The following is a 14,134-nucleotide window of genomic DNA, read 5'->3' as shown; positions in this document are numbered from 1 at the left end:
ATGTTGGCATGCTATAATAACAAAGAATTTAAGAGGATTTGGAGAGATAAAGCATGATTGAAATGCAGGATGTAACAAAAAAATATCCTAATAAGACAACTGCTGTACGTGGGATTTCGGTCCGTATCGATCAGGGTGAGTTCGTCTATGTCGTTGGTCCCTCTGGTAGCGGAAAGTCTACCTTCATAAAGTTGATGTATCGTGAAGAAAAAGCGACTTCTGGAAAAGTATTGGATGTTGCTCGTCATGATTTATTAAAAATCAAGAACAAGGAAGTTCCTTATCTGCGTCGCGATGTCGGTGTCGTTTTTCAGGACTTCAAACTACTGCCTCGTAAGACAGTCTATGAAAATGTAGCTTATGCAATGCAAGTAATTGGACGCAAACCGCGAGATATCAAAAAACGCGTTATGGAAGTTTTAGACCTTGTTGGTTTGAAACATAAAGTTCGTGTATTTCCAAGTGAATTATCTGGTGGGGAACAACAGCGTGTTTCGATTGCGCGCGCCATTGTAAATACGCCAAAAGTTTTAATTGCTGATGAACCGACAGGTAATTTGGACCCGGATACTTCGTGGGAAATTATGAATCTATTAGAACGCATCAATAACCAAGGTACAACGATCGTCATGGCAACACATAATAAAACGATCGTAGATACTATGCGCCATCGTTTGATCGCGATTGAAAATGGTTTGATTGTTCGGGATGAAGCGGAAGGGGAATACGAGTTTGATGATTAGAAATTTCTTCCGACATTTGTTGGAAAGTGTCAAGAGTGTCAAGCGTAACGGCTGGATGACATTAGCTTCAGTCAGCGCAGTGACGATCACCTTAACAATGGCTGGAATTTTCTTAGCCGTAATCATGAATGCGACAAAGTTGGCACAAGACGTTGAAGGCAATGTTGAAGTAACTGTTTTTGTTGATATTGGAACGAAGGATAAAGAGTTAAAAGAATTAAAATCTGAACTGCAAGATATCAAACATGTTGATAAAGTCTCGTTTTCTAGTAAAACAGATCAATTAAAGAAATTGCAAAAGCAAATGGGAGATGCTTGGGATTTATTTGAGGGCGACAGTAACCCGCTTTATGATGTATATATTGTAAGTGCAACAGATGCGCAATATATTCGTCCGGTAACACGAGAAGCAAGTCAATTGCGGAATGTTTTCCGTGCAAATTATGGTGGGAATTCAGCTGATCGAATTATTCAAATGTCGAAAGTTGTCCGTACTTGGGGATTAGCTGCAGCGGCATTATTAATATTTGTAGCGATTTTCTTAATCTCAAATACCATCCGAATCACGATTATTTCGCGAAAAACGGAAATTCAAATCATGCGTCTTGTAGGTGCAAAAAATGGTTATATTCGTTGGCCGTTCTTCCTTGAAGGCGGTTGGATCGGATTAATTGGTTCAATTGTGCCGATTCTTGTTTTGACATACGGTTACTCCCAGGTTTATGGTCTAGCAGCGCCGTATCTATTACAATCAAATCTAGAATTACTACGACCAAGCCAAATCGTTTGGATCTTGGATATAACTATGGCCGTTGGTGGATACTTGATTGGTTCACTGGGATCAGTTATTTCTATGCGTCGTTTCTTGAAGATTTAAAAATACGAACTTCTCTGTTTTTATGGAGAAGTTTTTTTGCTGATTAAAAAAATTTTAGGCTTGCCTTTTTTAAGAAAAGGTTCTAAGATATAAATCAAGTAAATAAAATGCTGCCGAGCAAGGGAGCCAATTTCGTTAGGTCATCGAAGAAATTGGACTCCCTTTTTGTGATTTCTTGTAATTTGTATAGTTTTTAGAAAAAGATATAGTAGCACTGAAATAGTTCTCAGCACTGCTTGACTGCTTGGTATGCGCAATATCTTAGGAGGAGTGTTTATTATGGCATGGGTATTTTTGATTGTTGCTGGAGTTTTTGAAGTGTTTTGGGCGACAATGATGAAAATGAGCGAAGGATTCAGTAGATTGAATTATTCATTGTTAACCATAATTGGTATGATTGCGAGTTTTTATTTTTTGGCAAAATCACTTCATTCGTTACCAATGAGTTTGGCCTACCCAATCTGGACTGGTATCGGAGCTGTGGGTTCGATTTTGATCGGAGTATTTTTCTTTAAAGATCATCTATCACTGTTGACAAGCTTCTTCGTGATTCTTTTAATCGTCGGCATCATCGGAATTAAAGTTACTAGCGGACATTAAGTGCGAAATGCGTTAAACTATTTTTAGAGAATCGAGGAGGTACGTATGATTAAATCAACTAATGAGTTAACGGCGCAAGAATTATTAACTATTTTACAAGCCCGTACGGCGGTATTTGTAGTAGAACAAGCTTGTCCTTATCAGGAAGTCGATGAAGCAGATCGTGATGCTGTACATGTCTGTTTAGAAGAAAATGGGGAACTGAAAGCTTATGCTCGTATTTTAACTGAAGGTGATAGGATTCTATTTGGACGTGTGTTAGTAGTGAAAAAATACCGTGGGCAGCAATTAGGACGAGAAATAGTAGAAAAAACTTTAAAAGAAATTGAACATCGTTATCCTGGTCAACCGGTATTCATTTCTGCACAAGCACATTTAGTAGATTTTTATCGTTCATTTGGTTTTGAACAAAATTCTGAGATCTATTTGGAAGATGAAATCCCTCACATTGAGATGCTTTTACAAAATACTGCAAATCGGTAAAGTAGATTGTTTACATTCGGCTTTCCCTCAGCTATCCTTTAGAAGAAGGAGTGTGGCAGTATGTCTTTTGTGACAGAGCACTTAGGTTTATTTTTTTTGGTTATTAACACTATTCTATCTTTTATTATTGTTTTTCGAGAACGTAAGGATACTGTCAATACGTGGGCGTGGTTATTAGTTTTGACTTTTATTCCTGTTCTGGGATTTGTTCTATATGTTTTCTTTGGGAAGGGTATCTCGAAAGAACGTATCTTTGATTTGAAGATGCAGACTAAAATTGGGATGAATGTTGAAGTTCAGCAGCAACAGCGAGCCTTAGCACGAGGATTATTCCCCAAACCGACTACGAATCAAGTCGATCCGCGACAGCTGATTTATATGTTAACAATGTTTGAGAGTTCTTTATATACCACTAAGAATGATGTTACGCTTTATACAGATGGTCGTAAAAAATTTGATGCATTGCTTGAAGACATCAAACGGGCAAAATATCATATCCATATGGAATACTATATTTATCGAGCGGATAATTTGGGACTTGAGGTTCGTGAAGCGTTAGTGGACGCTGCTTTGCGAGGCGTGAAGGTACGATTGCTTTTGGATGCTTGGGGTTCTACCCAAGTCAATCGTCGTTTTCTTACACCCTTGATTGAAGCGGGCGGCGAAGTCGATTTCTTCTTTCCTTTGTTTTTACCCTATTTAAATCCGCGGATGAATTATCGAAATCACCGAAAAATCGTTGTAATTGATGGTGAGATTGGTTACACCGGTGGCTTTAATGTTGGTGATGAATACCTTGGTTTAGTAGAAAAATTTGGGTATTGGCGTGATAATCATTTACGTGTTCATGGTCATGCTGTATATACTTTGCAGAATCGTTTTTTGATGGACTGGAATTCTCAACAAAAACATGAACTGGTCTATCAACCTGATTATTTTCCTAAAATTGAATCAGAAGGAAAATTAGCCCTGCAAATCGTCAGCAGCGGTCCTGATAGTGAACATGAACAAATTAAACTGACTTATTTAAAAATGATCAACTTAGCAAAAAAAGAAATTTTGATTCAAACCCCCTATTACATTCCGGATGCACCGATTCATGAAGCACTGAAATTGGCCTTGCTTTCCGGAGTGAAAGTTCGAATGCAGATACCCAATAAACCTGATCATATCTTGGTTTATTGGGCAACTTATTCATTCGCAGCAGAATTATTGGAATATGGTGCAATTATTGAGACGTACGAAAATGGATTTATTCACGCAAAAACGATGGTAATCGATGGGGGAGTTGCTTCAGTAGGTTCTGCAAATATCGATGTTCGCTCCTTCAAATTAGATTTTGAAGTCAATACAATTGTTTATGATGCGGCTTTTGCAGAAGAATTGCGAGAAGCGTTTCATCAAGATTCAATGAAATCAGAACTTTTAACACAAGAAAAATATGATCAGCGCGGTACGCTGATCAAGTTCAAAGAAGGTATCGCCCGTTTGATTTCACCGCTCTTATAAAAATAATTTGCGCTTTCATGGTTTGATAGTATAAAATGAACTAGCTTGTTTAGTCAGACAAACACAGAAATCAAAAAAACAGTTCAACTTTTCGCAGTTCAGTAGCTCATGATATGGATTATTCTGCATGGAAAGCAACTACGAAGCTGGTGGTTGAATGGTGTATGGCATGAAAATAGGAATTATTTTTCGTTTTAAGAGAGATGATGTCCTAAAAATGAATGAGGAGATTTTTCATGAAGAAATGGTTGATTCCCCTATTAGGTACGCTTTTACTATTGTCGGGTTGTTCTAAATGGATCGATCGCGGCGAGTCAATCACAGCTGTGGGTTCTTCTGCACTGCAACCGCTAGTTGAGACCGTAGCAGAAGAGTACCAAAGTAAAAATCCAGGCAGATTTATTAATGTCCAAGGCGGGGGAAGTGGAACAGGATTGAGTCAAGTCCAATCTGGAGCCGTCGATATCGGCAATTCAGATTTGTTTGCTGAGGAAAAAAATGGGATTGATGCTAAGAAATTAGTTGATCATAAAGTTGCTGTTGTTGGGATTACTCCGATCGTGAATAAGAGTGTCGGCGTAACCAATATTTCGTTGGAGAATTTACGCAAGATTTTTCTAGGCGAGATCAAAAACTGGAAAGAAGTTGGCGGAAAAGATCAAGAAATCGTCATCCTGAATCGGGCATCTGGTAGCGGCACACGTTCGACGTTTGAACAATGGGTCTTAGATGGCAAGACCGCAATTCGTGCGCAGGAGCAAGACTCCAGTGGAATGGTTCGTCAGATTGTAGCTGATACACCTGGTGCTATCAGTTATACGGCTTTCTCTTATGTAACAAAAGATGTTCAAACGTTAAATATTGATAATATCGAACCAACTGATGAAAATGTCACGACAAATCGTTGGAAGATATGGGCATATGAGCATATGTATACGAAAGGACAGCCAACGGAACTAGTAAAAGATTTTCTTGAGTATATCCTTTCAAAAGAAGTCCAAGGAAAAGTCGTTCCGCAACTTGGTTATATTCCAATCTCTGATATGAAAGTTGAACGTGATTGGCAAGGTAATGAAATAAAATAAAGAGGTTGAAAAGGTACAGAATTTTTCTGTGCCTTTTTATGTATAGAGAGACAGCTAAGCAGGAACAAGCTGTGGAACAGAATAGAGATGAAACAAGGAGGAAGAGTGTAATGTATTATCCGATCCAACTGCCCTTTATTTTAAATACAGCTTTTACTCGAACGATGACTTATCGGGAGAAAATTATTCCCGAATGCGATAATTTTGTTTTATGTTTTTGGGAGATGATTCCAAAAACAAATGAGCTGACTCGTGTGAAAAATGTCATCATTGCTGACGGATGCATTGATTTGATCGTAGACTATGATCAAAAGCAGCTTTTTTTTACTGGTAATCAGCAGACAGATTTTGATTATGAAATTGAAACCTCCGCGCAATTTTTTGGAGCAAGAATGATGCCGGGAGCATTCCATCAGTTGACGGGATTGTCAGCTGAGTGTGCGATGGATGATTTTATTTTACTGCAAGAGATCTTTGATGATTTAGATTCGGATACATTTTTCTCCATGCCATTTGAAACTGCGCAAGAAATTTTTAAGGCTTACCTAGTGGAGAAATTTTCAGATCAACGGCCAAATGATTTTACCCAGCTTTTTCCCAGGCTATCTGAGAACATTCCCCAGACGACTAAAGAACTGTATGAGCTACTTTATTTCAGTCCACGCCAATGTCAGCGATTATTCGCAAAAAATTATGGACTGACACCTAAAATGGTATTGAGTATTTTACGATTTCAAAAGTGCTTGCAGATTTTGACCTCGGGGCAAGCCAAACCGGCAGATATTTTAGCGGTGACTAATTATTATGATCAACCGCATTTTAACAAAGACTTTAAACATCATTTGGGTATTACTCCTTTAGAATTAATTGCTCGTTATAAAAATTGACGCTTTTTTACAATAAAGTCTATGCATAGCTTTGCTAGAATAGAGACATAAATAAGGAGGCGGTTATTAATGTATAAAAATATTACAACCAATTTGATGGTAGCAAGTGTGGATGCATCTGTGAAGTTTTATCAAGAGATTCTTGGATTAGAAGTCGTAGCTTCAGTTCCTGCTAAGGATCAGACCTTGCAATTTGCGATACTTGCAAAAGAGACAATTACTTTGATGCTGCAAGAAAAAAATAATTTAATTGAAGAATACCCGATTTTGGCGACTGAGGAAATTCAGCCATCAATCACTTTGTATATCACGATTGAAAATTTTGAAGATTATTACGCAGCTACTAAAGAGAGCTGTCCAATTTATGCTGAACCTCATACAACATTTTATGGTGCAAAAGAATTTGCCGTCACAGATCCGGATGGTTATGTTCTGACCTTCACTGAATATATAGAAGGATGATCCACAATGGAGAATAATTTAAAAATGATTCCTGGGATCGGAAAAAATATGGAGCAGCATTTAATTAGAGCAGGATGCCCTGATATTGCTTCATTAAGAAAGCAGGAACCAGAGGAAATTTATTTAAAAGATTGTGTGGCGCAAGGAGAAAAAGTTGATCGATGTGCGTTGTACGTTTATCGTTTAGCGGTCCATTATGCTGATCATGCTGGAAGCTTGCCGCCAGATAAACAGAATTGGTGGGATTGGCAGGATAAATAAGTTTATGAGCAGTATCCATAAAGGATGCTGTTTTTTTGTGCTTTTACTCAGAGTAAAAATGTTTCGTAACCATTCTGAGTAAATTGTTAAGCAGTTCTTTTGCAGGGAACCTCTTATCTGGTTTACACTTTCTTTACAATTGTCATGGAAGCGTTACAGGAGGTTAAAAAGAAATTGATTTTCAACAGGTAAAATGATTTTGTTGGTTTGTAAAAAACCGAGTGGATTAGTTTGAAGGAATCAGGAGGAGTAGGCCTTGGAAAATGAAGATGTAAAAAAAGCGCTGACGACGAAATCAAAGCGTGCGAGAATTGAACAACGAGGACGCTTTGTTAGTTTTATCTGTATCGCGTTGATCGTATTTGTTGTTGGAGCAATTTTTTATTTTGTAGCGAGTAAAGGATTATCAACCTTTTTTGTAGATAAAATTAATGTATTTGATTTCTTATTTGGAACGGTTTGGAACCCTAGTGCAACTGGACCGGACGGCAAACCGTTAGTAGGTGCTTTGCCGATGATTTTAGGTTCGTTTATGGTGACTTTTTTATCAGCAATCGTAGCTACCCCTTTTGCAATTGGTGCGGCAGTTTTTATGACAGAGATTTCACCGACTAAAGGGCAAAGGTTCTTACAACCAGTTATTGAATTATTGGTGGGTATTCCTTCAGTGGTTTATGGATTCATTGGTTTGACTGTAATCGTACCTTTTATCCGTTCGATTTTCGGCGGAACGGGTTTTGGGATTTTATCTGGAACATTCGTCTTATTTGTTATGATTTTACCAACGGTTACTACGATGACAGTGGATACACTGAAATCAGTACCGCGTCACTATCGTGAAGCCTCATTAGCATTAGGCGGGACGCGCTGGCAAACAATTTATAAAGTTGTTTTACGAGCGGCGGTACCTGGAATATTAACCGCAGTTGTCTTCGGAATGGCCCGTGCGTTTGGTGAAGCTTTGGCGATTCAAATGGTGATTGGGAATGCTGCTTTGATGCCAACTGGATTGACGACACCTGCGTCAACCTTGACTTCGATCTTGACGATGGGGATCGGTAACACGATCATGGGTACTGTAGAAAATAATGTACTGTGGTCATTGGCGCTGATTCTATTGTTCATGTCTTTAGTTTTCAATATTTTGATTCGCTACATCGGAAAGAAAGGGGAGATAACAAATGGATAAAGCAAAGCGCGCTGATAAAATCGCGACTGGGGTTCTTTATGCTGTTTCCGCTTTGATTGTTGCGATTTTAGCCTTTCTCTTACTCTATATTTTAATTCGCGGATTGCCGCATGTTTCTTGGGAATTTTTGACGTCGCCTTCGAAGGCTTATCAAAAAGGCGGCGGAATCGGGATTCAATTGTTTAACTCTATTTATCTATTATTGATCACTATGATCATCAGTTTACCAATTTCGCTTGGTGCAGGCATTTATCTATCTGAATACGCGAAGAAAAATTGGGTAACTAACGTCATTCGTACTTCAATTGAAATTCTAAGCTCGTTACCTTCCGTTGTTGTGGGGCTGTTTGGTTTCTTGATTTTTGTTATTCAGTTTGGCTACGGCTTCTCAATTCTTTCTGGAGCCTTGGCATTAACCTTGTTCAACCTGCCATTGTTGACAAGAAATATTGAGGAATCATTAAAAGCGATTCATTATACACAACGAGAAGCTGGCTTAGCATTGGGTTTATCACAGTGGGAAACAGTTACAAAAATTGTCGTTCCAGATGCTTTACCGGGAATTTTAACAGGAGTCATTTTGAGTTCAGGCCGAATTTTCGGCGAGGCGGCGGCTTTAATTTATACAGCAGGACAAAGTGCCCCCGCTTTGGATTTTACGAATTTCAATCCATTAAGCGTTTCTAGTCCGTTAAGCATTTTCCGACAAGCAGAAACCTTAGCTGTACACATTTGGAAAATCAATACTGAAGGAACGATGCCAGATGGTACTGCGGTATCTGCTGGCGCCTCTGCAGTTTTGATTTTAGCAGTTCTATTGTTCAATTTCGGCGCGCGCGCGATTGGAAAACGACTTCATAGAAAAATGACTTCCGCTTAAGAATTGCAAGCTCTTATTACTAACAGATTTTTATAGGTGCGAGTAATATACGTACGAGAATTCTTTGAATAGTAAATTAGAAAATTTCAACAATAGTATGAACTAGGATGTCAGTCCAACTTTGCTAATTTATTTCGTAGAATAAAAAAGATAGAGTGAACGCCTAGCTATGGTGAACAAACTCTAGTTGGATGATATACGGCGTGAGAATCCGAGAAATTTTTAATGTAAAAATTTCAACAATAGTATGAACTAGGAGAAATTCAATGAAAGAATATAATTGGGACGAACGTAATCTTATCAGTATGCCAGGTGAAATTGCATTGCATACGGAAGATTTACACGTTTATTATGGCAGTAACGAAGCCATCAAAGGTGTCGATCTAGAGTTTGAAAAAAATAAAATTACGGCATTGATTGGCCCTTCTGGTTGTGGAAAATCAACCTATTTACGATCATTAAATCGCATGAACGATGGTATTGCTAGTGCGAGCGTAACAGGAAAAATTATGTATAAGGACGTCGATGTCAATGCTTCAAATATCGATGTCTATGAAATGCGAAAACGTATTGGAATGGTTTTTCAACGACCAAATCCTTTCAGTAAATCAATTCGCGACAATATCACATTTGCTTTGAAGCAACATGGCATGCGTGACAAGCACCAACTAGAAGAAACTGTTGAAACCAGTCTGAAGCAAGCTGCATTATGGGATCAAGTCAAGGATAATCTAGATAAAAGTGCTTTAGCTCTTTCTGGGGGACAACAACAGCGTTTATGTATCGCGCGGGCAATTGCGATGAAACCAGACATCCTATTACTAGATGAACCGGCGAGTGCTTTGGACCCTATTTCAACCGGAAAAGTTGAAGAAACGCTGGTCCAATTAAAAGAGAATTATACGATTATCATCGTAACGCATAATATGCAGCAAGCGGCCAGAATCAGCGACTACACCGCCTTTTTCTATTTAGGGCATGTCATTGAGTATGATGAAACAACAAAAATCTTTACACGGCCAAAAATTCAGGCTACCGAAGATTACGTATCAGGACACTTTGGTTAAGAAATGGTGTTATCCCGTTTATCCTCACTTCCAGATGAGAAACTTCTAGTTAAAGCGGCTTAATACTTTCTGTAACTAATCTAAGTAGAAATGATATATGAAAAGGGAGGAAATTGAATGTCGAAGATTATTACTTCCAAAGACCTTCATTTATATTATGGGAAAAAAGAGGCCCTAAAAGGCATTGATATGGAAATTGAAAAGGGTGAGATCACTGCAATGATCGGACCTTCTGGTTGCGGCAAATCGACCTATTTGCGTTCATTGAATCGAATGAACGATTTGATTCCCGGCGTGACGATTACTGGCAGCGTAATGTATAAGGACAAAGATATTTACAGTCCGAAGACGGATACTGTCAAATTGCGGAAAGAAATCGGAATGGTCTTCCAACAGCCAAATCCTTTTCCATTTTCGATTTACGAGAACGTCATTTATGGGTTAAAATTAAAAGGTGAAAAAGATAAAAGTAAACTTGATCAGGTGGTCGAGGAAAGCTTGAAGGCTGCCTCAGTTTGGAACGATGTTAAAGATAAATTGCATGAGAGTGCATTGTCATTATCAGGCGGACAGCAACAACGTGTTTGTATCGCTCGTGTTTTAGCAGTTAATCCCGAGGTTATTCTTATGGATGAGCCTACAAGTGCATTGGATCCAGTATCAACTGGTAAGATCGAAAACATGTTATTGGAATTAAAAGAGAATTACACGATCATCATCGTGACTCACAATATGTCACAAGCATCACGAATTTCTGACCGCACCGCTTTCTTTTTACAAGGAGAACTGATTGAGTTCAACAAAACGAAGAAAATATTTTTAGATCCAGCAAAACAAGAAACGGAAGATTACATCTCGGGGAAATTTGGTTAACAAGCAAGAAAAACGAAATGGAATTAGTTTTTTGCGAATAATTAATTCCTCATTATGAAAAAGGAGGGCAACGATGTTACGTACACAATTTGAAGAAGATCTGCTGAATCTTCACAATCAGTTTTATGAAATGGGTATGATGGTTTCAAGTGCCGTGCACAAATCGGTTCGTTCATACATTGACCATGATAAAAAATTAGCACAAGAGGTTATTGACCATGATGTCGAAATCAATGACATGGAAGTCCGTCTAGAGAAGAAAAGCTTTGAGATGATCGCATTACAACAACCTGTTACGACAGATTTGCGCACGATTATCACAATTATGAAGGCTAGTTCAGACTTAGAACGGATGGGAGATCACGCTGTTTCTGTTGCTAAATCAACTATTCGCTTAAAAGGTCTGCCGCGGATTTTAGAAGTTGAGAAAGAAATCAATGAAATGTCTAACTACGTGAAAAAAATGGTGGACAATGTTTTGATTGCTTACGTGAAGACGGATCAAAAAGATGCCCGCATGATCGCGAAGATGGATGAACGTGTAAATTACTATTTCCAAAAAATCTATGATATGACTACCAACACGATGGAAAAAGAATCTGATACAATTATCAGCGGAACGGATTATCTGCATGTTGCAGGTTATTTAGAGCGTGTAGGTGATTATGTAACAAACATTTGCGAATGGATCGTCTACTTAGCAACTGGGAAAATAACCGAACTCAACAGTAATCGCAACGAAAATTTTTAAAATAAAACGCCGGCTAGAGTTTTTCTAGCTGGTTTTTTCTACATTTAAATAGGAAGAAACTCCTCTCTTGAGGAAGTCGGATGAAAAGATGGGTCTTTAGTCCTATGACAAATGAATAAAAACATTGCATAATATGAATGTAAACAAAAGTAATGTATTTGCTTTTTGAAGGAGGCAATTTCTATGAATGAAAGACAACGAATTATGGAATTAGTTAAAAAAGGTATTTTATCGACTGAAGAAGGTTTGGATTTATTAGAAAGCATGGCCAAGGCAAAGGATGAAGCGCAGATTAAACAAGCTGCTGATAAAGTGGATTCTTATCACCGCGACCAAGCAACGAATTTAGTTGATGAATGGGAAAAAGGAAACGATGCAGAAGAAGCAAAAGGTTCTGAAGAACAGGACTTGGAAGAACTTGAAGCTTACTTCGATGATTTAGCAACAGAAGCGAACCAAATTTCTGCTCACATTGATGAAATCAACCAAAAGAAAAATGAATTGAAGGCAGCTCTTCATGAAAAAGAAGAAGTATTGATGGAGTTAGATACAAAAGAAGAATTAGATACATTATCAGAAGATGATGATGACATTCGTGAAGCAGTTGAAGAGGCAATCTCAGATTTGAAGGATCAAATTGCTGATTTAGAAGAAAAAGTCCAAGAGCAAGAAGAAGAATTAAAGAATGTGCAAGATAATCAGAACGAAACACGTAAAGAACGTAATCGTGCACGCTTCGATATTCCAGACGATTTGAAAGATCAAGCAAGCGAAACGTTCTCGCAAGTTGGAGAAAAATTAGGAGAAGCTGGCGTTCAATTAGGTCGCTTGATGAAGAAGACTTGGAAAACTGTTTCTGATACAGTAGAAGAAAATGTTGATTGGAAAGATTTCAACGTAAAAGTTCCGGGTCTAGTTACTTCGAAATTTGAACATCAATTTTTATACACAGATGTTGAACCAACATTGATCGATATTAAATTGGCGAACGGTAAAGTTACCTTAAAGGCTTGGGACGATGCAGCTATTAAGGTGGATGCGAAAATCAAACTTTATGGTAAAATGAGTGAAGCGACACCATTACAATCATTAATGGAACGCAGTCAGATCGAAGTGAATGATGAACATATCTCATTCCAAATCCCGAATAAACGGGTTCAAGCAGAATTAGTCTTCTACCTGCCAAAACGTACGTATGACCACGTGGCAGTCAAACTGTTGAATGGTGATTTGAATGTTGATGAGATGGATGCTAAAGATGTTTATGCAAAATCAACAAACGGCAACATCACTTTTAAACATATCGATGCAACGATGCTTGAGATTCAAGGCGTCAATGGGAACATCGACATTCGTGAAGGCGCGATTTTAGATTCGATCATTGAAACGGTCAATGGCAATATCACGACTAAAGCAGCAATTCAAAACTACGGCATCTCATTAGTGAATGGTGATGTGAAGTTAACTGCTGGTCATGCTAGCTTACAAAAAATCAAAGCAAGCTCAGTTAACGGAAATGTCAAAGTTTCTGTAGGAAAAACGATCGGTTTAGAAGGATTAGCTAAAACAAGCTTAGGTAGTATCAATGATCGCTTATCAAATTATGAAGTGATCAGAGAGAAAAAAGAAAAAACTAATCGCTTGTTGCAATTCCGTCGGGTAGCCGATGAAATGGCAAAAATCGATGTATCGACTACAACGGGTAGTATTTTCTTGAAAGATTTCGACAATTAGGAAATAATAAGGAAGGAAGATTCATATGCAAAAAAGATTACAAAAGTCACGAACAAATGTGGTACTGACAGGTACCTTAGCCGGGATCGCCGAATACTTCGGGATCGATCCAACAATCGTGCGTGTGATTTATGTTTTCTTAAGTTTCGGCTTACTCGGCTCACCGGTTATCTTATATGTTATTTTGGCATTGGTGATCCCTTCAGGTCCGAGAGGTCGGGATTCTTACGGACATAACAATCCATATTATGGAAACAATGACTACAACAACTATGAGAAGAAAGCGTCCACTAAACGCAAAAAAGCGGACAAAATCGACGATGATGACTGGAGCGACTTTTAATGACTTACCTACAGCGCCTAATAGCTAATGCCCTGATCTTTATTTCACTGTCAGTGCTCTTTCCCAATCAAGTTTACGTGGAAAGTCTAACGATGGCTATTGCTGCAAGCTTTGTCCTATCAATATTGAATACATTAGTGAAACCAATTTTGATTCTTCTTTCACTGCCATTGAATATTTTGACACTCGGACTGTTTAGCTTTGTGATCAGCGCTGGTATGTTGCAATTGACTTCCAACTTATTAGGGAATTATCGTTTTGGCTTTTCTAGCTTCGCCATCTCAATTTTGGTGGCAATCGTCATGGCGATCGTCAATGCGATTGTCTCAGATCATAATATCGATAAATACGCGGATAGGTAAATTTTACCTATCCGTTTTTGTCAGTTTT

The 14,134-nt window shown here is 38.3% G+C and carries 17 protein-coding genes; all 17 read left to right on the top strand.

All coding sequences use genetic code 11. The annotated features are described in order from the left end of the window. Nucleotides 1–53: 53 nt before the first annotated feature. The 17 genes from ftsE to IGI38_RS10190 all read left to right on the top strand — a co-directional run bounded on the left by ftsE (nucleotide 54) and on the right by IGI38_RS10190 (nucleotide 14,106). Nucleotides 54–743, top strand: coding sequence for a cell division ATP-binding protein FtsE (gene ftsE, locus IGI38_RS10270; protein WP_438729490.1), 690 nt, complete (start codon nucleotides 54–56; stop codon nucleotides 741–743). Then, nucleotides 736–1,620, top strand: coding sequence for a permease-like cell division protein FtsX (gene ftsX, locus IGI38_RS10265; RefSeq protein WP_438730402.1), 885 nt, complete (start codon nucleotides 736–738; stop codon nucleotides 1,618–1,620). Before ftsE ends, ftsX begins: the two co-directional genes overlap by 8 nt. A 279-nt stretch (nucleotides 1,621–1,899) precedes the next feature. After that, nucleotides 1,900–2,220 carry a DMT family transporter gene (locus tag IGI38_RS10260; RefSeq protein WP_438729488.1) on the top strand — a complete coding sequence of 107 codons (321 nt, stop codon included), beginning with the start codon at nucleotides 1,900–1,902 and terminating at the stop codon, nucleotides 2,218–2,220. A gap of 45 nt (nucleotides 2,221–2,265) precedes the next feature. Further along, nucleotides 2,266–2,703 (top strand): GNAT family N-acetyltransferase, encoded by a 438-nt coding sequence (locus IGI38_RS10255; RefSeq protein ID WP_438729485.1) that lies wholly within the window; start codon nucleotides 2,266–2,268, stop codon nucleotides 2,701–2,703. Nucleotides 2,704–2,763: 60 nt separating this feature from the next. Next, nucleotides 2,764–4,212: a cardiolipin synthase gene (cls, locus tag IGI38_RS10250; protein WP_438729482.1), complete on the top strand. Its 1,449-nt coding sequence runs from the start codon at nucleotides 2,764–2,766 to the stop codon at nucleotides 4,210–4,212. 236 nt (nucleotides 4,213–4,448) lie between these two features. Further along, nucleotides 4,449–5,297: a phosphate ABC transporter substrate-binding protein PstS gene (locus IGI38_RS10245; protein WP_438729480.1), complete on the top strand. Its 849-nt coding sequence runs from the start codon at nucleotides 4,449–4,451 to the stop codon at nucleotides 5,295–5,297. 110 nt (nucleotides 5,298–5,407) lie between these two features. Beyond that, nucleotides 5,408–6,184, top strand: coding sequence for a helix-turn-helix domain-containing protein (locus IGI38_RS10240; RefSeq protein ID WP_438729477.1), 777 nt, complete (start codon nucleotides 5,408–5,410; stop codon nucleotides 6,182–6,184). A gap of 69 nt (nucleotides 6,185–6,253) precedes the next feature. Beyond that, nucleotides 6,254–6,646, top strand: coding sequence for a VOC family protein (locus IGI38_RS10235; RefSeq protein ID WP_438729475.1), 393 nt, complete (start codon nucleotides 6,254–6,256; stop codon nucleotides 6,644–6,646). 6 nt (nucleotides 6,647–6,652) lie between these two features. After that, nucleotides 6,653–6,907: a helix-hairpin-helix domain-containing protein gene (locus IGI38_RS10230; protein WP_438729472.1), complete on the top strand. Its 255-nt coding sequence runs from the start codon at nucleotides 6,653–6,655 to the stop codon at nucleotides 6,905–6,907. Nucleotides 6,908–7,163: 256 nt separating this feature from the next. Continuing rightward, the gene (gene pstC / locus IGI38_RS10225) at nucleotides 7,164–8,096 is read left to right on the top strand and encodes a phosphate ABC transporter permease subunit PstC (protein ID WP_438729469.1); all 933 of its coding nucleotides are present in this window, start codon (nucleotides 7,164–7,166) and stop codon (nucleotides 8,094–8,096) included. After that, on the top strand, nucleotides 8,089–8,976 hold the full coding sequence (gene pstA, locus IGI38_RS10220; protein WP_438729467.1) for a phosphate ABC transporter permease PstA: 888 nt from the start codon (nucleotides 8,089–8,091) through the stop codon (nucleotides 8,974–8,976). The genes pstC and pstA overlap by 8 nt, the downstream gene beginning before the upstream one ends. A 266-nt stretch (nucleotides 8,977–9,242) precedes the next feature. Continuing rightward, nucleotides 9,243–10,043, top strand: a complete 801-nt coding sequence (gene pstB / locus IGI38_RS10215; protein ID WP_438729465.1) for a phosphate ABC transporter ATP-binding protein PstB — start codon at nucleotides 9,243–9,245, stop codon at nucleotides 10,041–10,043. A gap of 117 nt (nucleotides 10,044–10,160) precedes the next feature. After that, nucleotides 10,161–10,916, top strand: coding sequence for a phosphate ABC transporter ATP-binding protein PstB (gene pstB, locus IGI38_RS10210; RefSeq protein ID WP_438729463.1), 756 nt, complete (start codon nucleotides 10,161–10,163; stop codon nucleotides 10,914–10,916). A 73-nt stretch (nucleotides 10,917–10,989) separates the two neighbouring features. Then, nucleotides 10,990–11,667, top strand: a complete 678-nt coding sequence (gene phoU / locus IGI38_RS10205) for a phosphate signaling complex protein PhoU (RefSeq protein WP_438729461.1) — start codon at nucleotides 10,990–10,992, stop codon at nucleotides 11,665–11,667. 183 nt (nucleotides 11,668–11,850) lie between these two features. Beyond that, nucleotides 11,851–13,401: a daptomycin-sensing surface protein LiaX gene (liaX, locus tag IGI38_RS10200; RefSeq protein WP_438729459.1), complete on the top strand. Its 1,551-nt coding sequence runs from the start codon at nucleotides 11,851–11,853 to the stop codon at nucleotides 13,399–13,401. Between the two features lie 25 nt (nucleotides 13,402–13,426). After that, nucleotides 13,427–13,744, top strand: coding sequence for a PspC domain-containing protein (locus tag IGI38_RS10195; protein WP_438729456.1), 318 nt, complete (start codon nucleotides 13,427–13,429; stop codon nucleotides 13,742–13,744). Further along, nucleotides 13,744–14,106, top strand: coding sequence for a phage holin family protein (locus IGI38_RS10190; protein ID WP_438729454.1), 363 nt, complete (start codon nucleotides 13,744–13,746; stop codon nucleotides 14,104–14,106). Before IGI38_RS10195 ends, IGI38_RS10190 begins: the two co-directional genes overlap by 1 nt. Nucleotides 14,107–14,134: the final 28 nt, after the last annotated feature.

Source organism: Enterococcus sp. AZ128 (genome assembly GCF_051714485.1).
Classification (GTDB): Bacteria; Bacillota; Bacilli; order Lactobacillales; family Enterococcaceae; genus Enterococcus_A.
This window is presented reverse-complemented; position numbering and strand designations above follow the sequence as displayed.